Source organism: Caldicellulosiruptor morganii (genome assembly GCF_026810225.1).
Taxonomy (GTDB): domain Bacteria; phylum Bacillota; class Thermoanaerobacteria; order Caldicellulosiruptorales; family Caldicellulosiruptoraceae; genus Caldicellulosiruptor; species Caldicellulosiruptor morganii.
Genome location: NZ_CP113865.1, coordinates 143,475 through 167,564 on the forward strand (window position 1 = coordinate 143,475; position 24,090 = coordinate 167,564).

General features: G+C 38.1%; 24 protein-coding genes. 20 read left to right on the top strand and 4 right to left on the bottom strand.

Annotated elements, in window-relative coordinates:
- Positions 1–189: 189 nt before the first annotated feature.
- Positions 190–1,284 carry a chemotaxis-specific protein-glutamate methyltransferase CheB gene (gene cheB / locus OTK00_RS00675; protein WP_045168505.1) on the top strand — a complete coding sequence of 365 codons (1,095 nt, stop codon included), beginning with the start codon at positions 190–192 and terminating at the stop codon, positions 1,282–1,284.
- On the opposite strand, the gene OTK00_RS00680 is transcribed toward cheB, so the two are convergent.
- The gene (locus OTK00_RS00680; protein ID WP_052670779.1) at positions 1,281–1,652 is read right to left on the bottom strand and encodes a hypothetical protein; all 372 of its coding nucleotides are present in this window, start codon (positions 1,650–1,652) and stop codon (positions 1,281–1,283) included. The genes cheB and OTK00_RS00680 overlap by 4 nt on opposite strands.
- Before the next feature lie 216 nt (positions 1,653–1,868).
- Between OTK00_RS00680 and OTK00_RS00685 the strand changes: the two genes are divergently transcribed.
- From OTK00_RS00685 to OTK00_RS00730, 10 genes are all read left to right on the top strand, one after another.
- Complete coding sequence (locus tag OTK00_RS00685) at positions 1,869–2,174, top strand: DUF6922 domain-containing protein (protein WP_045170029.1); 306 nt, start codon at positions 1,869–1,871, stop codon at positions 2,172–2,174.
- 30 nt (positions 2,175–2,204) lie between these two features.
- On the top strand, positions 2,205–2,843 hold the full coding sequence (locus tag OTK00_RS00690; RefSeq protein WP_045168504.1) for a nucleotidyl transferase AbiEii/AbiGii toxin family protein: 639 nt from the start codon (positions 2,205–2,207) through the stop codon (positions 2,841–2,843).
- A gap of 30 nt (positions 2,844–2,873) precedes the next feature.
- Positions 2,874–3,602, top strand: a complete 729-nt coding sequence (locus tag OTK00_RS00695; RefSeq protein ID WP_045168503.1) for a 2-phosphosulfolactate phosphatase family protein — start codon at positions 2,874–2,876, stop codon at positions 3,600–3,602.
- A gap of 2 nt (positions 3,603–3,604) precedes the next feature.
- Entirely contained in the window at positions 3,605–4,165 is a 561-nt protein-coding gene (locus tag OTK00_RS00700) for a DUF6512 family protein (protein ID WP_045168501.1), read from the top strand.
- Between the two features lie 57 nt (positions 4,166–4,222).
- Positions 4,223–6,187 carry a methionine--tRNA ligase gene (gene metG, locus OTK00_RS00705; protein WP_045170028.1) on the top strand — a complete coding sequence of 655 codons (1,965 nt, stop codon included), beginning with the start codon at positions 4,223–4,225 and terminating at the stop codon, positions 6,185–6,187.
- Positions 6,187–6,951 carry a TatD family hydrolase gene (locus tag OTK00_RS00710; protein WP_045168500.1) on the top strand — a complete coding sequence of 255 codons (765 nt, stop codon included), beginning with the start codon at positions 6,187–6,189 and terminating at the stop codon, positions 6,949–6,951. Before metG ends, OTK00_RS00710 begins: the two co-directional genes overlap by 1 nt.
- 36 nt (positions 6,952–6,987) lie before the next feature.
- Entirely contained in the window at positions 6,988–7,584 is a 597-nt protein-coding gene (locus OTK00_RS00715; RefSeq protein WP_045168499.1) for a TatD family nuclease-associated radical SAM protein, read from the top strand.
- A gap of 54 nt (positions 7,585–7,638) precedes the next feature.
- Positions 7,639–8,877 (top strand): AAA family ATPase, encoded by a 1,239-nt coding sequence (locus OTK00_RS00720; RefSeq protein WP_045168498.1) that lies wholly within the window; start codon positions 7,639–7,641, stop codon positions 8,875–8,877.
- Between the two features lie 4 nt (positions 8,878–8,881).
- Positions 8,882–9,430 (top strand): hypothetical protein, encoded by a 549-nt coding sequence (locus tag OTK00_RS00725; protein ID WP_045168497.1) that lies wholly within the window; start codon positions 8,882–8,884, stop codon positions 9,428–9,430.
- A 452-nt stretch (positions 9,431–9,882) separates the two neighbouring features.
- Positions 9,883–11,346 carry a PIG-L deacetylase family protein gene (locus OTK00_RS00730; protein WP_045168496.1) on the top strand — a complete coding sequence of 488 codons (1,464 nt, stop codon included), beginning with the start codon at positions 9,883–9,885 and terminating at the stop codon, positions 11,344–11,346.
- 5 nt (positions 11,347–11,351) lie between these two features.
- On the opposite strand, the gene OTK00_RS00735 is transcribed toward OTK00_RS00730, so the two are convergent.
- From OTK00_RS00735 to OTK00_RS00745, 3 genes are all read right to left on the bottom strand, one after another.
- Positions 11,352–11,768 (bottom strand): bifunctional nuclease family protein, encoded by a 417-nt coding sequence (locus OTK00_RS00735; RefSeq protein ID WP_045168495.1) that lies wholly within the window; start codon positions 11,766–11,768, stop codon positions 11,352–11,354.
- 124 nt (positions 11,769–11,892) lie between these two features.
- The gene (locus tag OTK00_RS00740; RefSeq protein ID WP_045168494.1) at positions 11,893–13,995 is read right to left on the bottom strand and encodes a heavy metal translocating P-type ATPase; all 2,103 of its coding nucleotides are present in this window, start codon (positions 13,993–13,995) and stop codon (positions 11,893–11,895) included.
- A 35-nt stretch (positions 13,996–14,030) separates the two neighbouring features.
- Complete coding sequence (locus tag OTK00_RS00745) at positions 14,031–14,393, bottom strand: ArsR/SmtB family transcription factor (protein WP_045168493.1); 363 nt, start codon at positions 14,391–14,393, stop codon at positions 14,031–14,033.
- A gap of 241 nt (positions 14,394–14,634) precedes the next feature.
- Between OTK00_RS00745 and OTK00_RS00750 the strand changes: the two genes are divergently transcribed.
- From OTK00_RS00750 to OTK00_RS00790, 9 genes are all read left to right on the top strand, one after another.
- Complete coding sequence (locus OTK00_RS00750; RefSeq protein ID WP_045168492.1) at positions 14,635–15,912, top strand: glycosyltransferase; 1,278 nt, start codon at positions 14,635–14,637, stop codon at positions 15,910–15,912.
- Positions 15,902–16,738, top strand: a complete 837-nt coding sequence (locus tag OTK00_RS00755) for an HAD-IIA family hydrolase (protein ID WP_045168491.1) — start codon at positions 15,902–15,904, stop codon at positions 16,736–16,738. The genes OTK00_RS00750 and OTK00_RS00755 overlap by 11 nt, the downstream gene beginning before the upstream one ends.
- Before the next feature lies 1 nt (position 16,739).
- Positions 16,740–17,363 (top strand): SOS response-associated peptidase, encoded by a 624-nt coding sequence (locus tag OTK00_RS00760; RefSeq protein ID WP_045168490.1) that lies wholly within the window; start codon positions 16,740–16,742, stop codon positions 17,361–17,363.
- Between the two features lie 241 nt (positions 17,364–17,604).
- Positions 17,605–18,996 (top strand): oxaloacetate decarboxylase subunit alpha, encoded by a 1,392-nt coding sequence (locus OTK00_RS00765; RefSeq protein ID WP_045168489.1) that lies wholly within the window; start codon positions 17,605–17,607, stop codon positions 18,994–18,996.
- 22 nt (positions 18,997–19,018) lie between these two features.
- Entirely contained in the window at positions 19,019–19,387 is a 369-nt protein-coding gene (locus OTK00_RS00770) for an OadG family transporter subunit (RefSeq protein ID WP_045168488.1), read from the top strand.
- Between the two features lie 49 nt (positions 19,388–19,436).
- Positions 19,437–19,787 (top strand): biotin/lipoyl-containing protein, encoded by a 351-nt coding sequence (locus tag OTK00_RS00775; RefSeq protein WP_045170027.1) that lies wholly within the window; start codon positions 19,437–19,439, stop codon positions 19,785–19,787.
- A gap of 25 nt (positions 19,788–19,812) precedes the next feature.
- The gene (locus tag OTK00_RS00780; protein ID WP_045168487.1) at positions 19,813–20,949 is read left to right on the top strand and encodes a sodium ion-translocating decarboxylase subunit beta; all 1,137 of its coding nucleotides are present in this window, start codon (positions 19,813–19,815) and stop codon (positions 20,947–20,949) included.
- Between the two features lie 114 nt (positions 20,950–21,063).
- The gene (locus OTK00_RS00785) at positions 21,064–21,675 is read left to right on the top strand and encodes a class I SAM-dependent methyltransferase (protein ID WP_268760845.1); all 612 of its coding nucleotides are present in this window, start codon (positions 21,064–21,066) and stop codon (positions 21,673–21,675) included.
- 119 nt (positions 21,676–21,794) lie between these two features.
- A complete protein-coding gene (locus OTK00_RS00790; RefSeq protein WP_045168485.1) occupies positions 21,795–23,933 on the top strand; it encodes a methyl-accepting chemotaxis protein in 2,139 nt (712 codons plus the stop codon).
- Positions 23,934–24,090 lie beyond the last annotated feature (157 nt).

Below are 24,090 nucleotides of genomic sequence, written 5' to 3' on the forward strand. Positions count from 1 at the left end.
TTGGCAGTGATATCCTTTTCGTTTTAATTTGCTGAAATCTATTATACAATAAAAATAAGTGAAATTAAATATTGGACTTTTTTGACAGATTTATGACAAAAAAATCAATTGATTTTTTATAAATTTTATTAGTATAATTTTCAATGATTAAGATTTAACAAAATGTGTGTACCAGTGGGGAACAGAATTATGAAAAGAGTGCTAATAGTTGATGATTCAGAGCTTATGTGTGAATTTATAAAAAATTGCATAGGGAAGAGGATAGAGGATGCTGTAATTTTTACTGCAAAAAATCCATTAATTGCAATCAGAAAAGCAAGGACGTTCAAAATGGACCTTGCTTTGATAGATTTTGAAATGCCTTTCATGAATGGGCTTTTGCTTATAGATTATTTGAAAGAGATAAATCATTTTACAAGAATAATAATGGTTTCGGCTTTTACAGAACCTGGTGCCAGGATTACCGTTGAAGCTTTGAGCAAAGGTGCTCTTGATTACATTTTAAAACCATCCGGTTTGGAAGATGCAAAAAGATTTGAAGAAGAGTTGGTGGAAAAAGTAAAGTGGGCATTGGGCGATGTTGATTATAAAAAGAAGAAAAGGGTATCAAAATTAGATGTTGAATCAAATGGCGTTCAGGTAGTTTCACGGGCACCTTCTGTTGTTATTCCAAAACCCAGGATTTCAAAACAGGATGATTTGGTGCAAAGGGTGAAAAACAGCGAAGTTATTGCCATTGGAATCTCAACAGGTGGACCTCCTGTGCTTGAAAAGATATTTACAAATTTAAAAAGCGATTTCAAAATTCCCATCCTTGTTGTTCAGCACATGCCTCCAACCTTCACAAAAGCCTTAGCTGACAGGCTTGCCAGAATTTCAAAAAGAGAGATAAAAGAAGCCGAGGATAGAGAAGAGATAAGACAGGGGGTAATTTATATTGCTAAGGGCGGAGTCCATTTGGCTGTTGAAAGGGTGCTCGGCAGGTTCTATACAAGACTGCTTGACAATGTTGAAAAAGTAAATAGCCACAAGCCCTCCTGTGATATACTTTTTAGCTCTGTTGCAGAATGGTACCAGGACAGAGCAACAGGAATTATCATGACCGGTATGGGTTGTGATGGTGCCCAGGGGCTTTTGGAGATGAGAAATCAGGGAGCGCTTACAATTGCTCAGGACAGAGAATCATGTGTTGTGTACGGTATGCCACGGGTTGCTGTAGAAAAAGGAGCGGCAGAAGTGGTTATGAGCGTTGATGAGATAATAAAGCTTTTAAATAGTGTTTAAATATGGTTATCTTTTTCAGCACAGCAGGATGAAGATGCATGTATTTTCCGGGTAAGCAAATACATCTGCTGCAGAGTATTTTCGAGCCTGAAGTAGTAAATAATATAGGCAACTGTCAAGACCAGAAATAAAGTATCCAGAGCGTACAAAAGAAGTAGATTATCTGCTCTTATGACAAGGGTGAGCAAAAAGCCGGCAAAGGTAAGCAGTGAAAAAAACAGAGTTATTATCAGGTGAACAAGTCTTTCGTGCTGAAAATATGATATCATCTCATGGTTGAATTTTAAAAAGTCTTTGGATTGTTCTGAATTACTTCTATTGATTTGTTTTAGCATTTCCAAATGTTCTTTCATGAGTTTGAGCAGCATTTAATAAAACCTCCACTTTCAGCTGCAGCCTCTTTTTTTATACTTTCATATTTTCCTCATCTCTTTTTACGCTTGTTTTTTAATTATCGTATTCTGATTAAATTATACCACAATCCAATTCAAAAAGATTTCTAAAAATATGTATATCTTTTTTGTAAAGTATGTGGTATATATAAAGTTAAAATAAACTTTTGCGGGAAGATTGTGATTTTGAAGATGAACAGGCACACACAGATACCCGAAAAATTTAAAAAATTCTTCTGGGATGTTGAATTTGAAGACTTAGACATTCAAAGGAACAAAACATTCATTATAACAAGGCTTTTGAATTTTGGAGACCAGGATTGTATAAAGTGGCTATTTAGCACATATTCAAAAGAAGAGATTAAAGATGTAGTAAAAAATAGCAGAGGGCTTTTGAAAAAACCTGCAAGGTTCTGGCAGCTATATTTCAACTTGAAAGAGGATGAAATGAAATGTTTTGAGGTATTTAAAAAGATGGAGGGATTGTATCCATTTTAGTGGTATTTTAAAATGGAGGTTAGCTTTAAGATGTTTTTTAATGTTTTAGAATATCAAAGATATGAAGTTCTAAATAAGATTGTAAAAAGTGATGTTGTTGGAGAGTCTTACCTGGCTGGTGGAACAGGACTTGCTTTGCAGCTTGGGCATAGAGTTTCTGAAGATTTTGACTTTTTCTCACCAGTAGAATTTTCAGGTGATGATATAATATACAAATTAGAAAAGGTGGGCGACGTAAACATATTGTATTCATCCAAAGATACTCTTCATTTGCTTTTAGATGGAGTTAGGGTAACATGGCTATATTATTCCAATCCGTTGTTAGATAATCTTGTAATACCGGCTGAAATAAAAGGTTTGAGAATTGCTTCAAAAAAAGATATAGGCGTGATGAAACTGGTTGCCATTTCTTCAAGAGGGACAAGAAAGGATTTTATTGATTTGTACTGTATATGCCAGTCAGGAATAGAGCTTGATGAGCTTTTTAAACTTCTTCCACAAAAATTTCCAAACAAAGTGATAAATCTTTATCATATTCTTATTAGCCTTTGCTACTTTGATGATGCAGAGAATGAAGCAATGCCTAAAATGCTCATTAGACTTGATTGGGATGATGTCAAGAAATTTTTCTTAGATAATTGTAAGAAATTAATCAAACTGATAGAATGAAATTATTTTCGAGAAAGAAGGTGTGCTTCCTTGAATATAGTTGCATTTTCACACTACAAAGAAGTAGCTTCTGAAGATTTAAAAGATTCATATGCGATTGTCATTGACCTTCTGAGGGCTACCTCTACCATGATATGGGCTATTTCAAACGGTGCAAAGAGGATAATTCCGGTTGAAAAGGTTGAAGAAGCCCTTCTTTTTAAAAAGCTTGATGAAAGCGTTCTTCTTGGTGGAGAAAGAGGCGGCTTGAAGATAGACGGTTTTGACCTTGACAACTCACCTCTTTCGTACAAAAGTGAAGTTGTGTCTGGCAGAACCATTGTGATGACAACAACAAATGGCACAAGAGCGCTGAAAAAAGCAGCAGGTGCAAAGCGCATTTTTCCCGGTTCATTTATAAACGCCAGAAAAACTGCAGAGTATATTATAAAAGAGGCTCTGTGCCATGATATTCACACAATTTCAATTGTGTGTGCCGGGACAGAAGAGAAATTTACACTTGAAGATATTCTCTGTGCAGGCTATTTTGTCCATTTGCTTAAAAAGCATTTTCCAGATGCTTTTTTGGATGACCTTTCCATTGCTTCATACGAGCTTTATAAAAAATTTGAAAATGACCCTCACGAAATATTAAAATATTCATATCACTATAACAACTTAAAAAAGCTTGGCTTTGTTTCTGACCTTGAGTTCTGTCTCAAAAAAGACTTTGTTGACATGGTGTGCGAGTACAAAAACCTTGTGGTAGAGAAGGTGTGAAAATGTATGAGATTTATCTTTCCTCATACTCAAAGAGAATTTACAGGAAAAGAGCTAAAATAGTTTCTGCTGCTGGTATGTTTGCAATCCTTGCAATAGCCAGCCTGCTTCACTTTGGATTTGAGTTTTTTGGAAAGGTCAAACCTACCGCTATTATTTTTGCTGTTAATGAGAGTGTATGGGAGCATCTTAAAATTGGCTTTTTCGGGGGGTTGATTTTTTACATAATTGAATTTATCATTTATGGAAAGAAGTTTGACAATTTCATAGTGGGAAAATCGGTTGCGCTGTTTCTGATCCCATTTTTGACGGCAGTGTTTTTCTACACCTACACCGCATTTTTGAATGACAATCTGATTCTGGACATACTCACCCTTGTTCTGGCAGTTGTCATTGCCCAGCTTGTCTCCTTAAGGATTATACTTTCAAACAGGAAGATAAAAAAGCTACCTTTTGTTATATTGATAATTATCCTTTTAATAATATTTCCACTTTTTACATACTTTCCACCAAAAATTCCACAGCTTTTTTACGACTTTGCACACAGGCGCTGGGGAATGTAGGTGCTAAAGTATGTTTTTGATTTTCGAAAGATTTTACAAAGGGGAGTGGGAAGACATATGGAAAAACCAAAGTTTTATATAACAACGCCCATATACTATCCATCTGATAAACTTCATATAGGACACACATACTGCACGGTTGCAGCAGACACCATTGCAAGGTACAAAAGGCTAAGGGGCTTTGATGTGTTTTTCCTGACCGGCACAGATGAGCACGGGCAGAAGATAGAAAGAAAGGCTCAGGAAGCTGGCAAGACACCTCAGGAGTATGTTGATGAGATAGTTGCCTCAATCAAAGATCTCTGGAAGCTTATGAACATCTCATACGATGACTTTATAAGAACAACAGAAGAGAGACACAAGAAGGTTGTCCAGAAGATATTCACAAAGCTTTATGAGCAGGGAGATATTTACAAAAGCGAGTATGAGGGCTGGTACTGCACACCGTGCGAGTCCTTCTGGCTTGACAGGCAGCTTGTTGATGGCAAGTGCCCTGACTGTGGCAGACCTGTTGAGAGGGCAAGAGAAGAGAGCTACTTTTTCAGGCTTTCAAAATACCAGGATGCGCTTGTTAAATACATTGAGGAACATCCGGACTTTATTGTTCCGCAGTCGCGCGCAAATGAGATGATAAACAACTTTATAAAGCCAGGGCTTGAGGATGTGTGCGTTTCAAGGACAACCTTGAAATGGGGAATCCCTGTGCCGTTTGACCAGAAGCATGTAATCTATGTGTGGATAGACGCACTTTCAAACTATATAACTGCACTGGGGTATATGAGCGAGGATGACAGCAGGTTCAAAAGATACTGGCCGGCAGATGTTCACCTTGTTGGGAAAGAGATTGTCAGGTTCCACACAATTATCTGGCCGGCAATGCTGATGGCACTGGGGCTTCCGCTTCCCAAAATGGTTTTTGGTCATGGCTGGCTGCTTTTGGAAGGCGGTAAGATGTCAAAATCAAAAGGAAATGTTGTTGACCCTGTAATCCTTGCACAAAAATACGGGGTTGACAGCTTAAGGTATTTTCTTTTGCGCGAGATTCCGTTTGGCGCAGATGGACACTTTTCAGAAGATGCACTGAAGACAAGGCACAATAGCGACCTTGCAAACGACCTTGGAAATCTTCTGTCACGAACAGTTGCGATGATTGAAAAATACTTTGATGGGGTTGTGCAACTTCCTGAAGAAAAAGATGAGCTTGATAATGAGATCATAACACTGGCAAAACAGGTTTATGATAATGTATGCAAATATTTGGATGAGCTTCAATTTTCAAATGCACTGATTGAAATCTGGAAGCTGATTGCAAGGGCAAACAAATATATAGATGAGACAATGCCATGGGTGCTTGGCAAAGATAAGTCAAAGTATCCGCGCCTTAAGACAGTTTTGTACAACCTGGCAGAGGTTTTGAGGATTGTTGCAATACTCATTGAGCCTTTTATGCCACAGACAACACCAAAGATGCTTTCTCAGCTTGGGATTTCAAAAGAAGAAAATCCGGATATAACAGCCTGGGAGTCGGCTGCAAATTTTGGACTTATCAAAGAGGGCACAAGGGTGAGAAAAGACCAGCCACTTTTCCCGAGAATTATTGATGATGAGGAGGAGAAAAAGGTGCAAGAACAAAGCAAAGATCTTACAAAAATAGAAGGTGCTGTGCCTGCAGATGACAAAAAAGAAGAGGAAAAGAAAGAGTATATTTCAATAGAGGATTTTGCAAAGATTGAACTTAAAGTTGCAAAAGTTTTAGAAGCAGAAAAGATAGAAGGTGCTGACAAGCTTTTGAAACTCATTGTTGACCTTGGTGATGAGAAGCGTCAGATAGTTGCGGGCATTGCAAAGCACTACAGCCCGGAAGAGCTTGTTGGCAAGAAGATTGTGGTTGTTGCAAATCTAAAGCCTGCAAAGCTTCGCGGAGTTGAGTCGCAGGGTATGCTTCTGGCAGCGTCGATTGGCGATGAGCTTTGTATAATTTCGCCTGAAAAAGACATCAAAGAGGGTGCCAGAGTAAAGTGATGATAGTTGATGTTCATGCACACTATGACGATGAGGCATTTTTGGAAGATTTGGAGGATGTGATGGCAAAGCTAAAGAGAGAGGGGATTGTTGCCATCTCATCCTCTTCATCTATTGAATCATCAAAGGAGAATATTGAAATTGCAAAAAAGTATGATCACATTTATATAAATGTGGGGATTCATCCGCATGAGGCAAAGGATGCACCGAAGGATTTTGAGGATGATCTTTTTGAGCTTGCAGGGTTTGAAAAGAATGTTGCAATAGGTGAGATAGGGCTTGATTATCATTATGATTTTTCGCCCAGGGATGTTCAAAAAGAGGTTTTTATTCGCCAGATAGAGGTTGCAAAAAGGCTTAATCTTCCAGTTGTTGTTCACTCAAGAGAGGCACACAAAGACACGCTTGATATTTTAAATGAGCATGCGATTGGGAAAATACCGGTTTTGATTCACTGCTATTCAGGTAGTGTTGAGATGAGCAGGATTTTGAGAAAACATGGGGTATACATCTCTGTTGGCGGGGTTGTGACTTTCCAGAATGCCAAAAAGCTCATAGAGGTTGTGAAAGAATACCCGCTTGAGCTTTTGATGCTTGAGACAGACAGCCCCTATCTTACCCCTCATCCTCACAGAGGAAAGCGCAATGATTCAACATATTTAAAGTATGTAATATCAAAGATTGCGCAGATTAAAGAGATTTCCGAAGAAAAAGTGATAGAAATCACTACAAAAAATGCCAGAGATGTATTTGGCATCAGGTGATGAAAAAAGAAGGATAGGAGATGAGTCAAAGTAAAGATGGGAATGATAACATACACAATTGACAGCAGGCTATATATCAATGTCACAAACAAGTGCACAAACTCATGCATATTCTGTATAAGAAACACTGAAAGAGGTCTTGGTGATGGGTATGACCTGTGGCTGGACCATGACCCAACAGCAGATGAGATTTTAAATGAGATAAAAGACCCGCAAAAGTATGATGAGATAATCTTCTGTGGCTATGGTGAGCCTTTGATAAGACTTGATGTTGTAATTGAGGTTGCAAAGAGGCTAAAAGAGAAAACAACAGTGCCCTTGAGGGTTAACACAAACGGGCATGCATCATTTATACACAGGAAAAATGTGCCACAGCTTCTTTCCGGGCTTATTGACAGGATTTCGATAAGTCTCAATGCCTCCAGCAAGCAGAAATACAATGAAATTTGCAGACCTTTTAATGAGGATATTTATGACCATGTGATTGAGTTTATAAAAGAGAGCAAAAAATATATAAAAGAAGTGTGGGTTTCATGTGTGGACACCATAATAGATGAAGAGGAAATAGAAAGGTGCAGAGAACTTGCAAAGCAGCTTGGTGTGAATTTTAAATTGAGAGCGTATGAGGGATAATATAGAATAAAGGTGAATTTATTAGGAGTAAAAAATAAATTGAGGTGTCTTTTAATGAAGTTAAAAAGTTTAAGCGTTAAAAACTTCAAAAGTTTCAAAGAAATGAATATAGAACTAAAAGATTTCAACGTGGTTATTGGTGCGAATGCTTCGGGAAAGTCAAATTTTGTTCAAGTATTTAAATTTCTACGCGATATTATAAATCTTGGCTTAGAAAATGCTGTATCCATCCAGGGGGACATTGAATATCTTACTAATCTAAAAGAGGGCCAAGGTGAAGAATTGTCAATTGGTATAGTATGTGAAATAGAGGATGATGGGAAATTTGCAAATACAAAGCAAAACATTGAAATGACTTTCCATGAAATGAAGTATGAGTTTTCTTTAAAAGAGAAAAAAGGATCGCCAGGTTTTAAAATTGTTAACGATTGTTTGCTTCTAAAGTTTAAATTTAAGGATGAAAACGGGAAAATTATTGAGGGTGAAATCAGACTGTCTCATAAAAAAGATAAATTAGTGTATGAAATTTTTCCAAAAGGTATTGAGGATAAAGTGGCAAGTCTTGTCCCGCTTTTATATTTAAAAATGGATTCATTACCCCAGAACCTTCTGCTAATTCAAACGCCTTTATTTTTTATATGGCGGCGCTTGACGATAGATGATATATTCCGTAATATTTCAATTTACGATTTTGAGCCCAAAAAGTCCAAAGAGGCTGCTCCAATTACAGGTAAGGCTGAATTAGAAGAAAATGGCAGCAATCTTGCAAAAGTAGTAAAAAACATTTTGGAAAATGAGGAAAAAAGAAGAAAACTTTTTAATTTAGTAAGTGACATTTTGCCTTTTGTCAATAATCTCTTTGTAGAAAAGTTACCTGATAAGTCCTTGCTTTTCAAGCTCCAGGAATCATACTTTGAAAAAAAGGATATTCCTGCATCATTGCTTTCTGATGGGACTATTAATGTAATAGCAATGATAATTGCATTATATTTTGAAAAGAAAAAGTTTGTTATCTTTGAAGAGCCAGAAAGGAATATTCATCCTTTTCTTATTTCAAAGGTTATTGAAATGATGAAAGAAATTTCACGAAAAAAGCAAATTATTGTTACTACACATAATCCTGAAGTTGTCAAATATGCGGGGATTGATAATCTTCTTTTGGTTTCTCGTGGTAGAGATGGTTTTTCAAGAATTTATCGTCCACTTGAGAAAGACCAAATAAAGATATTTTTAGAAAATGATTTGGGAATAGAAGAACTCTTTATTCAAAATCTTCTTGAGGTAGGAGCGTAAGTAAATGAACTGTGGCAAAGGTATATACGTTTTGGTGGAAGGTATAGATGATGAGAGGTTTTTCGAACGTATATTAAAACCCATGCTCTCTTCTAAATATTCTTTTATTCATATTATAAAATACTCTGGTGATGAGTTTAAAAGCCCAAAAAGTTTACAAAAGTATTCCAATTACATAAGGGCTTTTGCAGAAAGTAATAATGATTATATTTTTATAACAGATATAGATGACTCACCATGTGTTACACATAAAAAAGAGCAAATTGCAAAGTTGATGAAGAATATAAACAAAGAAAAAGTAGTTATAGTTAAAAAGGAGATAGAAAGCTGGTACTTGGCAGGTGCAGAAGATAATTTTTGTTCAAAATTTGGAATTTCAGAGTTTCAAATTGGTAACACCGAAAAGTTGTCAAAAGAAGATTTTAATAAATTTATCCCCCGGAATTTTGACAGAACAGATTTCATGATAGAGCTTACAAAAAATTTTTCAATAGAAAAGGCAAAAAACCGAAATGCCTCTTTTAAATACTTTATGGAAAAGTACATCGAATAGGAATTCTAATTTTTAGAAAGTTTTTCTAACAATGATGTTTGAAAGTTTTCGTATATGTCTAAAATATATAAAAGAAAAAAAATATTTTATTAAAATAGGTCAATTATTCACATAACCACATTTACAAAAATAAAATACAAATTTATAAAAAGTTCATTTATTTTTGGTATTGATTGGTGTATACAAAAAACATATAATTAGTAATGTAAAGAGCAGCTGAGCAAAAAATGAAAAGTGGCTGCGGACAACCCCCTTGGTTTTTTAAAATACATAAGAGGTAGAATCCCCCCCGTTCATTTCCTCCTTTTATATAGAAAGCGGGCAAGGACGCAAAAAGGTGCGTCCTTGCCCGCTTGCGATTTTGGGGGAATTTTTTTAATGCAAGCTTTTTAAAAAATATTGTAAAATAGAATAAGGCATCTTTTTTGTCAAAGGAGAAATTCAAACGCAAAATGGCAAGATATAAGATAGGTTCTCAAAGGAGCGGGGTTTTCAGGAAGACTCAAAAAGAGAAGAAAAGAAGATTTAAACGCAAATACATACTCTACATCTTTGCTGCCTGGATTCTGGCAAATGTTCTTTTGTTTCTGGCAAGAGAATATATCTCAAACTACTACTTTTCAACCCAGCTACCTGCACTTTCTCCTGAAAATTATAAAAGAATACTCATATTTGCACCCCACTGTGATGACGAGACATTGTCTTCTGCTGGTGTTATACAAAAAGCCTTAGCAGGCGGTAGCAGGATAAAAGTTGTTGTAATGACAAACGGTGATGGCTTTACAAGAGCAGCCGGTCAAAACTTTGGGAAAATCAGACTAAAACCGGAGGATTATATACGATTTGGCTACCTTCGCCAGAACGAGACCATTCATGCTCTTGAAGACCTGGGTGTTGACAGAAAAGATATTATATTTCTGGGGTATCCGGATAGGGGTTTGAGGTATCTCTGGGAAAAATACTTCGACTCAAAAGTGAGTTATTTCAATTCTCTTACAAGGACTTTTCATAGTCCATATTCAAATTCTTATGAAAAGAATGTCCAGTACAAAGGTGTAAACGTTGTGAGAAATATAGAGAGTATTATAAAGTCATTTGCTCCAGATTTGATAATCTATCCATATTCGCGCGACCAGCATCCTGACCACTGGGCAACCTCTGCATTTGTAAAATTTACCATCCTGAAAATGGGTTACAAATGTGAGCAGTGGCAGTACCTTGTGCACAGAGGTGACTGGCCAACACCGTTTGGCAGGCACCCGGACATGTTCCTGGTGCCACCTTTCAAGCTTGCATTTACAGACACCAACTGGTATCAGGTGATGCTTGATGATTTTATGATAGAGAAAAAGACAAACTCCATTTCTGATTATCACTCTCAAATGAAGGTTATGAGAGGGTTTCTGGAAGCCTTTGTAAGACAGAATGAGCTTTTTGCAAAGGTTGATGACATCATTGCAAGAAAGTATCAGGGAGATGATTTATTCTCCTCAAAGTATATTATTATGAAAGAGCCAACACATGACATCTGGTCGATCATTTTCGAAAAAGGTGCGGACATAGACAGTATCTACGCTGCACATGACAGCAGGAATATATATATTGGAATAAAGATGGCCGGGTCGGCAAAAAGACTTATCGGCTATTATCTGCACATCCGTGCATTTAAAGACCAGAAATATCTTGGGAGGATGTACATCCAGATTTCGGGAAGTAAAATGAAAAGCGAAAAAAATATGACAACCCCTCAGTTTTCTTTAGAGAATTCAAAATTTAAGAGAAACAAAAACTATATGATGGTGACTCTTCCAAAGAAAGATTTACAGAATCCAAACATGCTTTTTTTGAGTCTTCGAACAGAATTTTTGGGCCGTCAGCTTGACAGAAGTGCATGGAAAGTTGTTTTGCTAAAATGAAACTCTTACTGTGGTATGAGCTCTTCGTATTTATAGGTAAATTCTATAAGTTTTGGTGTCATGTAAATGGGAGAATTTGTTCTTAAAGCAAGTGCAATTGCATCGCTTGGTCTTGAATCTATGACAGATATGACATTGTTGTAGTCTTTTAAATAAAGCTCTGCAAAGTATGTTCCATCTTTGATATCAGTGATTACAACCTTTTGTATTGAAATGCCAAATTTTTGAAAGATGTTAATCATCAAATCGTGCGTGACCGGGCGTGGCAGCTGCTGCTTTTCAAGTGCAAGCGCGATGGACTGAGCTTCTAAAGGACCGATAAAGATGGGAAGCACCATTTTGTTGTTCCTGTCGCAAAGCAGGACTGCAAAACCTCCGCCTTCCTGGAAGAATGCAACGTTTAAAACATACATCTCAATCATTGCAAACAGCACCTCTTTAAAGTTTTTTCTAAATTTGCTCCACAGTAAAAAGCAAAAACCCCTTACTTTAATATTATGACACAAAGTAAGGGGTAAAATAAAGATTTCAATGAAAAAATTGTTTTTAGTTTTTCAGGATTCTGAGTGAATTCAGGATGGCAATCAATGCAACACCTACATCTGCCAAAACAGCCTCCCAGAGGTTTGCAAAACCTGCTGTACCAAGGAGCATCACCAGAAACTTTACAGACAGCGAGATTGCAATGTTCTGGATTACAATTTTGCGTACAAATCTTGAAATGTCTATCAAATCCAGAATCCTGGTGGTTGAATTTTCAAGCAAAATCACATCTGCTGCTTCACCTGCAATGCTTGACGCACCACGTGCAAAAGAAATTCCAACATCGCACAAGGCAAGAGCAGGAGAGTCGTTTATTCCATCACCCACAAATACTGTAGCAGCTTTTCCGGCTTCTTTTTTAATGCTTTGTGCAATCCTTGCTTTATCCTGTGGGAGAAGATTTGCAAAAACTACGTCAAAATCAAGCTTATTTGCAACTTCTTCAGCAGCTTCCTTCCTGTCGCCGGTGAGAAGAAAGGTTTTTATTCCAAGTTGTTTTAACCTTTGCAATGTTTCCTTTATATCTTCTTTGAGAAAATCCTTCAAAACAACATATCCACAAAACCTGCCATCAACGGCCATATAAACTGCTGTTGCAAAAAGCAAATTTTTTTCTTCTTCTGGTTCAAGATCAATCACTATGCCCTTTTCCTGTAAAAACTCCTTTGTCCCGGCAATGACCATTTTGCTGTCCACAACACCTTCTATTCCCCTGCCGGCATACTCTTTTATCTCTTTTACTGACTCTGCATCCACTTTTACTTTAAATTCATTGGTTATGGAAATTGCAATTGGATGATTTGAAAAGCTTTCTACGTGGCAAAGAAGTCTTATAAACTCTTTGCTGGAAATACCTTTTGGCATAACACTTTCCACTTTCAGGGTGGCACTGGTAATGGTTCCGGTTTTGTCAAACAAAATGGCATGGATTTTACCTGCCATCCTGTCAATGTACTGTGTGCCTTTCACAAGGATTGAAGATCTGGACAGTCTTGCAACCCCTGCAAAATAAGAAAGCGGGATGGATATAACAAGGCTGCACGGGCATGAGACAATGAGAAATATCAGGCTGCGGTATGCCCACGTCTTAAATGGCTCAGAGGACAAAAGTGGAGGTATTAGCGCTACCAGAATAGCAATAATGGTTACAGCAGGAGTATAGACTTTTGCAAAAGAGGTAATAAACCTCTCTGTCTGTGATTTTTTAGATGCTGCATTTTCTACAATTTCGATTATCTTTGCAATTGTAGAGTCCTTGTAAAAGCTCTTTGCCAGAACCTCAATTGTCCCATCAAGGCTTATTGACCCCGAAAACACCTCATCATTTTCCCTGATGGGGACCGGATGTGACTCACCTGTGATTGCGGATGTGTCAAGAAAACAGCTGCCTGCCACTACAATTCCGTCAACAGGAATTTTTTCACCGGCCCTGACAACTACTAAGTCACCCGGAACAATATCTTTCGGACTTACTCTTTTTATCTGGTTTTCAATTTTGAGGTTTGCATATTCAATTTCAAGATTTTTCAAAGAATTTATGGTTTTTCTTGACCTTCTGATTGCAATCTCTTCAAGCAGCTCTCCTATCCTGTAAAGAAGCATAACAAGTACTGCTTCGGGATATTCTTTTAGCAAAAATGCAGAGATTGTCGCAACCGTCATCAAAAAGTTCTCATCAAAGATTTTTAGCTGAATTAAATTTTTAAAAAACTTCCTTATGACATTCTCTCCTGCCAGAATATAGGAGAGTAGAAAAAGTCCTATTTGCCACCATGAGCTTTCAGAAGCAAAAAGTCCTGCTGTAAAGAGTAAAATTGAAGTTATTATCAAAAAAAGCTCTTTTATATCAATCACAGGTTTTTCGTCGGGCACTTGCAGAACTTTGACATCCGGTTCAATTTCATTTACAATCCTGTTCACACTTTCTAAAAACAGCTTATAATCTTTCCGGTCAATCTCTGCTGTTAGCTTTTTTGTCACAAAGTTCAAACTTGCATTTTTAACAAAGTCAAGAGAATTTACCTTTTGCTCAATTCTGGATGCACAGTACGCACACAAAAGATTTTCCAGTAAAAGCTCAACCTTAACAATTGCCAAGTTTGCCATCTCCTTTATGCTGTTATTGATGCTATTGAGATAATTTAAGCTTTCTCAGCAAGGTGCAAAAGCCCAAGCTCCAAAATGCTTTTTACATGTTCATCATTTAAGCTGTAATAGACAACCTTTCCTTCTTTTCTGCTTCTGACAAGCCTGAATGCCTTCAAAAGCCGCAGCTGGTGGGATATTGCCGACTGCGTTACCGAAAGCAGCGCCGCCAGATCGCATACGCACATCTCTGATATCAAAAGTGCGCTCAAAATCTTGACTCTTGTGGAGTCAGAAAACACCTTGAAAAACTCGGACAGATCAAACAGCTTCTCTTCATCCGGCAGCTCTTTTTTCACTTTTTCAAGGATATCCTGATGAATCACTGTGCATGTACAAGTTTCAATTTTTTTTGACATTTTTTCACCTCAAATCAAGAATTGATTGTAGATAGAGGTAATCAAATTCTATAAAATAAAACATATGAGCAATTATTCATATGTTTATTATATATCCTTTTGTGTCAAATTGTCAATGACAGCAGAATTCTCAGCAGAAAAAATAGCCTTATGGTTTTGAAATCCTTGACTCAAAATCTTTTCAAGTGCTACACTTGAAAAGAAGAGGATTTGTAAAAAAATTTTTCTGGGGGTTTGACAGGTGAACATAGTCCTTCTTACAATTGGCTATCCCCATCCCAAAAGGGATGTGTTTGTTGCAAACGAGATGGAGTTTCTTTGCAAAGCTTTCGACAGGGTTTTTATCTTGCCGGTTCAGGCAGGCAGGGTTTTGCCAGAGAAATTAAAAAACGGTGATAGATACAAACCCCACGAAAAGGTTAGGGTATGGGATGTTGAGTACACAATAAAAGATGTTTTGTTTATTTCACCAAAGCTAATGGGGCTTGCGATAAAGGAAGCTATCAGGGCAGTTTTTCAAAGAAGTACAATCAGATATAAAATGCTGCATCTCTGGATGATTTTCAGATGGATTTTTCTGACAAACATTACATTGAAAAATCTTAAAAAGCTGTTTGAAAAAGAAGGGATTGACCCGGAAGATACTGTGCTTTATTCATACTGGTTTCATTTTCTGGCTTTGAGCATTGCTCTTTTTGAAAAACCTGTTTTGCTAAAAGTTTCAAGAGCACACAGGTCAGAGCTATATGAAGAAGTTTATCCTCAGCCATTTAAAAGGTTTATTGTGAAAAAAATTGACAGAGTTTTTGCATGCTCTAAGATGGGTGCAGATTATATAAATGAAAAGTATAACACAGACAAAGCAGCCATTTCATACCTTGGAACTTTCAACGGCTATGAAGTAAATCCTGACAAAAAAAGGTTAAAGCCTTTTAAGATAGTCAGCTGTGCAAGGGTTGTCCCTGTAAAAAGGCTTGAGAAAATAGTGGATAGCCTTGAGAAAATAGAAAACCATAAGATTTCGTGGACACACATTGGAGATGGCGAGCTTTTTGAAAGTCTAAAAGAATATGCTCAAAGAAAACTTTCAAAAAAAGAAAATATCAAATACAATTTTATGGGATTTTTGCCAAATGACAAGATTATAGAATTTTATGCTAAAGAAGATTTCAACCTGTTTGTAAATACAAGCTCATCCGAAGGTCTACCTGTTTCAATCATGGAGGCAATATCATTTGGAATACCTGTTGTTGCAACAGATGTTGGAGGGGTGCGCGAGATAGTGATTGATGGTGTAAACGGCTATCTGCTAAAAAGAGACTTTGCAGAAGAGGATCTTGCAGGGCTCATAAAAAGGTTTATTGAAATGCCTGAAGAAGAGTACAGAAGATTTTGTATGGGGGCAATAAAGATATGGGAAGAGAAGTTCAATGCCAAAAGCGCCTATGAGAAATTTGTGTTTGAGATATTGAAGCTTGCAAACTCAAAAAAGGAGCTGGGCTTAAAGGATGAAAGATAATAAATTTGAGGTGCTATTAAAAGTAGAACTTTTTATACTTGACATGGATGGCACAATCTACCTTGGTGACAGGCTCTTTGAAGGAAGCAGGGAGTTTGTAGAGCTTTTGAAAGAAAACAGAAAAGAGTTTTTATTCCTGACAAACAATTCATCAAAAAGCTCTGATGAATATTTAAAAAAGTTATCAAAAATGGGAATAGATATTGCAAAAGAAAATCTGCTAACTTCCGGTCAGGCAACTGCCATTTATCTCAATGGCATTGCAAAAAAGACTATTAGAGCATATGTTGTTGGCACGGTTTCTTTGAAAAAAGAGCTTGAGAGTTTCGGGATAAATATTGCCGAGGATATAGAAAAAGAAGAGGTGGATTACCTGATTGTGGGGTTTGACACAGAGCTCACTTACAAAAAGCTTTTGGATGCCTGCGAGCTTATAAGAAAAGGGATACCTTTTCTGGCAACAAACCCTGATCTGGTCTGCCCTCTTGATGGTGGCAAATACATTCCGGACTGCGGTTCAATCTGCATAATGCTTGAAAATGCCACAAAAAAAAAACCTCTTTTCATTGGAAAACCATCTTCGATAATTGTGGATGTGATTTCAAAATTGAAAAATGTTGAGAAGAGCAGGATAGCCATGATTGGCGACAGGCTCTATACAGACATTAAGATGGCAAATGACAATGGCATGGTTTCCATTCTTGTCCTGTCAGGCGAGACAGCTTTTGAGGATATAGAAAAATCCCGGTTAAAACCAACCTTTGTATATAACTCAATCAGGGATATCTATGAGGATTTGAAGACTGTGTACAGAGGTGCAGGTTAAAATGTGCGGAAGATATCTGTTTTTGCCAGATAGACAGATTGAAGAGATAAAAAACATCCTGCAAAGAATCAATCAGAAATTTCAGGGCAGCTCATTTTTGAGCAAGCTCAAAACAGGAGAGATTTTTCCAACAGATCTTGCAGCTGTGGTGGTTGCAGGCGATACTGAAAAAGATGCCACAATTGCGCGCTGGGGCTTTCCTATTGAGGGCAAAAAGCAGGTGATAATAAACGCAAGGGCAGAGACTTTGCTTGAAAAGTGGACTTTTAAAAAGATTGCAAATCAAAGATGCTTAATTCCGGCTGCTGGATTTTACGAGTGGCAGAAGAAGGGGGATGGCAAGCAAAAACTTTTAATAAAACCCAGGGAAACACCAGTTTTTTACATGGCAGGGCTTTATGACAGAATCAAGTTGGAAGACGGTGGAGAAATTGACGCATTTGTGATTATTACAACAGAGGCAAACTCCCAGATAAAGCCAGTTCACAGCAGAATGCCAGCAATACTGAAAAAAGAACATGAGGATATCTGGCTTTTTGAAAAGGGGAATGAGAAATACTTAAAAAAGCTTTTTTGTACTGTGTTAAAGCCGTTTGATAATGAGATGGAAATTGAAAGTGTTTAGAAAACTGCTACATCACAACTTATATGGTATATGATTGCTATGGCTATCTTTTTGAGTGTTACAGGTGCAGAATAATAAAATCCTCAATATGAAATGTTCACAAACAACTTTGTAAAATTTGATATAGAAAAATTCAAGTGTTGGTGCTACAATAAATTCTATGCGCCTTTTGTTAAAAAAATGACCAGAAATAAAATTGGTATTAAAATTCATAGCAGGTGGTAGAAGGGGTTGAATTGCCATGAAGAGAATCTTCTTCACAGAAACAGTTTTAAGGGATGCCCAGCAATCACTGATTGCAACCAGAATGGCTTTTGAAGATTTTGAAGGAATTTTAGAAAAAATAGACTCTGCGGGGTATTATTCAATTGAGTGCTGGGGCGGTGCAACGTTTGATTCATGCCTCAGATATTTAAACGAAGATCCCTGGGAGCGCCTGAGAAAGATAAAGTCAAAGGTGAAAAATACAAAGCTTCAGATGCTCCTTCGCGGGCAAAATCTTCTGGGCTACAGGCATTACCCGGACGATGTTGTGAGAATGTTTGTCCAAAAATCTATTGAAAATGGTATGGATATAATTAGGATATTTGATGCTTTAAATGACCTTAGAAACATTGAAGTTGCAGTTGATGAGACAATCAAGGCAGGTGGACACGCCCAGGGCACAATTGTGTACACTCTAAGCCCAATTCACAACCTTGAGATGTATATAAAGATTGGCAAAGATCTTGAGAGCATGGGTGTGCACTCCATCTGCATAAAAGACATGGCAGGGATCATGAGCCCCAAAGAGGCTTACGAACTTGTAAAAGCGCTGAAAGAAAACGTAAAGGTACCAGTTTTCCTTCACACACACTCCACAACAGGGCTTGGGATTCTGACATACTTAAAAGCAGTTGAAGCCGGAGTTGATGGTATTGACACAGCAATCTCAAGCTTTTCAGGTGGGACTTCACAGCCACCAACAGAGACTCTGGACTATGCACTCAGGCAAATGGGCTTTGACACAGGGCTAAACAGCAGGGTACTGAAAGAGATAAACGACTTTTTCAAGCCGGTAAAAGACAGGTTCATCAAGAATGGAACTTTGAATCCTTTTGTTCTTTCAACAGATACAGATGCGCTCATTTACCAGATACCCGGTGGTATGCTCTCAAATCTCATTGCTCAGCTAAAGCAGCAAAACGCATTGGACAGGCTTGATGAGGTTTTAATGGAGGTGCCAAGAGTCAGAGAGGATCTGGGGTATCCGCCGCTTGTGACACCAATGAGTCAGATGGTTGGCACGCAGGCTGCTGCAAACGTCCTTGCCGGTGAGAGATACAGGGTAATCCTCAAAGAAGTCAAGGCGTATATAAGAGGGGAGTATGGAAGACCACCCGGCAGAATAAATCCCGAGCTTGTAAAAAAAGTACTGGGTGATGAAAAGCCCATTGAAGTGAGGTTTGCAGATACACTTGAGCCCATTTTTGAGACAACAAAAGAGAAGATTAAGGACTTTGCAAAGACTGATGAGGATGTTCTATCTTATATTTTGTTCCCGCAGGTTGCCGAAGAGTTTTTGAAAAACAGAGGAAAGAAAAAGCCTGAAGTAAGAAAGATTGAATACACAATTGAAGGTTTGAGATCATAAAATTTTGAGAAGGTGAGAGAATATGCACTATGCCTACAGCACAATAGGTGAAAGGCTCATCTTGGGGTTTGAAGTTACTATTATTGGTGTGCTGATTGTCTTTGCTGTTCTGGCACTTTTGAGCCTGATTATAAGCCTTCTTTCAAAGGTTTTGCAAAAGATTTCAAAAGCAGATCAAAAAGAAACTGATGTGCCTGCCGAGTTGAGTTTTGATATGGACCTGACAGAAGAGGTAAAGCCTCCTGACAAAGCAGGTTTTGTATCAGGTGAGGCAGTGGTTTTTGGTGCGGATGATGAGGAGGTTGCTGCAATTCTGGCTGCAATTTCGTTTGATAGTGATATTCCGCTTTCTGAAATGAGAATAAAGTCTATTAAATACATGGAAAAATAAAAAAATTAAATCATAAAAATCAATTTTGCGGAAGGTGATTTTTTAAATGATGAAATATATTGTAACAGTCAACGGTAAAAAATTTGAGGTTGAAGTGGAAAGGATTGGCAATGGCAATGGTTCAAAGCAGGTAAATGAGACTCCAGAGAAAGTGACAGCAAATGATATTGAGCAGAAAATAGCAGGCGGTATTAAAATTTCTGCACCAATGCCCGGCAAGATACTATCTGTGAATATAAAAGAAGGGCAGAAGGCTAAAAAAGGTGATGTTCTTTTTATCCTGGAGGCAATGAAAATGGAAAATGAGATCATGGTGCCCGAGGATGGCATGGTAGAGAAGGTTTTGGTATCGAAAGGTGCACAGGTTTCAAGCGGTGATATTCTTGCAATCTTAAAGTAACAACCGGAGAAGGGGAGAAGCATAGATGGAATTTTTCAGCATGATAGCAAAGGCAATTACTGATATACTCACAGCATCTGGGTTTGCGAAGATAACTGCTGGTCAGGCGATAATGCTTGGTATATCATGCATTTTGATGTACCTTGCAATTGGCAAAAAATTTGAACCGCTTTTGCTTTTGCCCATTGCGTTCGGGATGATGCTTGCAAACCTGCCGTTTTCTTTTCTGTCAAGCCATGATAAGGGCGGGCTTGTTTATTACCTGTATCAGGGCGTAAAGCTTGGAATCTACCCGCCGCTCATTTTCCTTGGCGTTGGAGCGATGACAGACTTTGGTCCGCTGATTGCAAGACCGAGCAGTCTTTTTCTTGGTGCTGCTGCCCAGTTTGGAATATACTTTGCATTCATGGTTGCGCTGCTTATTGGTTTTACACCGCAGGAGGCAGCTTCCATTGGCATAATTGGTGGTGCGGATGGTCCAACTGCAATCTTTCTCACAACCAAGCTTGCACCGCACCTTCTTGGTGCGATTGCAATTGCAGCATACTCCTATATGGCTTTGATTCCTCTTATTCAGCCGCCTATAATGAGGCTTTTGACAACAAAACAGGAACGGATGGTCAGGATGGATCAGCTGCGAGAGGTTTCAAAGCTTGAAAAAATTGTTTTCCCTGTGGCAGTTACAATAATTGTGTCGCTGCTTTTGCCGTCTGTTGCGCCACTTATTGGTATGCTCATGCTCGGGAATCTTTTCAGGGAATGCGGGGTTGTCGAGAGGTTATCCGATACTGCACAGAATGCACTGATCAACATCATCACAATCTTTCTGGGGCTTTCTGTTGGTGCAACGGCAAGTGCAGAGAGATTTTTGAATCCCAAAACACTTGCGATAATCTTTTTGGGACTTCTGGCGTTCATATTTGCAACAGTTGGCGGTGTTATATTTGGAAAGATAATGTACAAACTCTCGGGTGGAAAGATCAACCCCCTGATTGGTTCGGCAGGTGTTTCGGCTGTTCCAATGGCAGCACGTGTTTCTCAGGTTGTCGGGCAAAAGGAAAACCCATCAAACTTTCTTTTGATGCATGCAATGGGTCCAAACGTGGCAGGGGTTATCGGCTCTGCAGTTGCAGCAGGTGTGCTGCTGACTCTGTTTAAATGATAAAATGAAAAAGAGCCCACGAAGGGAAGTAGCCTTATTACCATTTCCTTTGTGGGCTTTTTTGTATTTTGCACAGAGTTTGTTCAATATGATAGCTTATAAAAAAAGGTGGAGATGAACATGGATGTAAAAGAATATTTTGATATGCTTGCAGAGAAGTGGGATGAGATTGTATGGCATGCTCCTGAAAAATTAAATAAAATTATAGAAAAAATCCAGCTAAAAATAGGTGATAAGGTTCTGGATGTTGGATGTGGAACTGGAGTTCTTGTGGAATACATTTTAAAATCTGTCGGGCAGCAGGGAAGCTATCTTGGTGTTGACATCTCAGAAAAGATGATTGAAAAGGCAAAAGAAAAGTATAAAGGGATAGAAAATGTAGATTTTGTTTGCAGCGATGCAACAGAGCTTTTTTTCAGGGAGCACTTTGACGCTATCATATGCTACTCGGTTTTTCCCCATATACAGGACAAGGAAATGGCAGTAAAAAAGTTTTCACAGATGCTAAAAGAAGGTGGCAGACTTGCAATTGCACATTCGGAGTCAAGAGATAAAATAAATAGCCTTCACAAAAACCTTCCAGAGCCTGTAAAAAGTCACTTTCTGCCACCAATGAGTAAGATCATAAACATGTGCCAGAATGCAAAGCTAAAAATTGTTTGCAGTATTGACAGCAGTGAGATGTTTTTGCTAATTGCCCGGAAGACAAATATTAATGATGTTTAGTTGCTCATGAAATATTTATATTTTTATTCAGGCAAAAACTCTTCAATTATATTGTGCACAAAGGTAATTTGGAGTATAATCAAAAATAATGAAGTAATTTTTAAAGGGTGGGGTTGTTTGTGAAAAGGGAAAAGAAAAATGTAGAGAAAAAGCAATCTCTTAAATTTAAACGTCCAGGTTTCAGCAAAGGCGGGCGACTTGCCAAAAAATTTGCTCTGCTGATTATTTCTATTTTAGTCATACCCATTTTGATTATTGATGTGATTTCAATCTCTACTTCAGTAAATTCAGTGTTAAACGAGAGTAAAAAGTCATATCTTGCTGCAACCACTGCTACTTCAAGCTACTTTCAGCTTGCATTCAAGACTGCTCAAAACAATGGCACACAGCTGATGGCAAATGAGCTTGTACAGAGGCTTTACTCCGAGTCCAAACAGGCAGCACTGGACGAATTTCAAAAGTTTACTTTGCAATCAGATGCTTTGAAGGTGGTACAGAATTTAATTGTTGCAGACAACATGATTGCAGGAGTTTATATTTTTGTTGATAAGGAGAGATCTTTATTTGTTCCTTCTTTACCGTTTGAAATAAACTACGATAAATTAAAAAAGACATCATGGTATCAGAAGATAATAGAAGCTGGCGCACCTGTACTTTTTGAGTCACATTCAGAGGAGTTTGACAGCATAGCAAAGTCAAACAATGCCAACATGCCTGAGTATGCATTTTCTATAGGTATGCCTTTTAGAGATATACAAACCAATGAAACTCTTGGTGTTATGGTTCTTGATATCAAGAAACAATGGATGCAAGAAACATTGCAAAACACTCAAATCAGCCAGAATGGTGGATATATGCTTGCGGTAAGCCCATCTGGAAATGTCATTTTGCCATCTGAATGGGAAAATAGCTTTAAATCTTTGCCTGATAGAAACACCGAGTTTGTGAAAAAGATTTTGCAGCAGCAATCAGCCCAGAAAACGGATGGTGCTTTTGATTCTATTTTCAGTGGCAAACCATTTTTGATTACATACTCACAGGTTCCCGACACAGGCTGGACTATAGTTGGGATGATTCCAATTTCTCAGCTTGTTTCTTCAGCGCGAAAACTTGAAATTTTGATTATAGTTCTCACAGTTTTGTTCACTATAGCAGCGCTTGCAGTTGGTATTTACTTTGCACTGAGGATTGTAAGAGATTTAGAAAAAGTGACAAACATCTTTGCCATCGCTGAAAAAGGCGACCTGACTGTTACACTGGATATCAAAAGGGATGATGAGATAGGGCTTCTTGCTCACAGCTTTAACAATATGGCAAAAAATATAAAGTCTCTGGTAGAAAAAGGTGTGAGCTTAAGTGGCGAGGTTACAGGGGCTATTTCAACCCTTGCAACGGTTGCCTCAGAGACGGCTACTGCGTCCAATGAGGTTGCAAAAGCCATTTCTGAAATAGCAGAGGGTGCCTCCAATCAGGCAAGAGAGGCGACAAACGTTGCTCAGACAGTTTCAAAGTTTGGTGAGAGGATAGAGACAATTGTCAGCTCTGCTGAACAGATGAGGGCGCTTTCACAAAATGTTGCTCAGCTTTCAACAAGTGGTACTGATGCTGTTGCAACCCTCAACAGTGTTACGCATGACACAGTGCATATAACAGATACAATGATTAAAACAATTAACCAGCTTGCAGAGTATTCAAGGTCTATAGGCAAGATTATTCAGGTTTTGGGCAGCATCTCTGAGCAGACAAAACTTCTTGCATTAAATGCATCCATTGAGGCTGCAAAGGCAGGGGAAGCTGGACGTGGCTTTGCGGTTGTTGCCCAGGAGATTCGAAAGCTTGCCGACCAGTCAAAAGAGTCAACAAGAGAAGTTGAGGAGATGATAAAGAAAATTGTAAATCAAACAAAAACTGCACAGGAGGTTGCAGACAGGGTAGAAAATGTCATTGATCAGCAAAATGAAGCGGTTGAAAATGTTGCTTCTGCATTTTCAAATATAAAAGGTGCAATGGATGAACTTGTAGAAGGGATTGAGAACATTACTGAGTCAATTTCTGCAATTGACAGAGAAAAGGATGTTATCATCCAGAGCATTGAAAATATTTCTGCAATCTCGCAGCAAACAGCAGCATCGTCTGAAGAGGTTTCTGCATCAACCGAGGAGCAGCTTGCAGCAATAGAAGAGCTCAGGGCCATGGCAGAGAGCTTGAATAAGCTTGCACAGGACCTGAAAGATGCTATGAGCACCTTCAAGGTATAAAAGAGTTTTAAAAGCTTTTGCAAAATTATTTCACCAATTTTACAGTTTGGTTACAGATTGAGAAGTTATCTTGACTTTGAGAATATGAGTTGATAAAATGTTAGCTGTAAGTGAGAGGGTAGTAAAAAGACTATCCTCTCACTAAAAAATAACACAG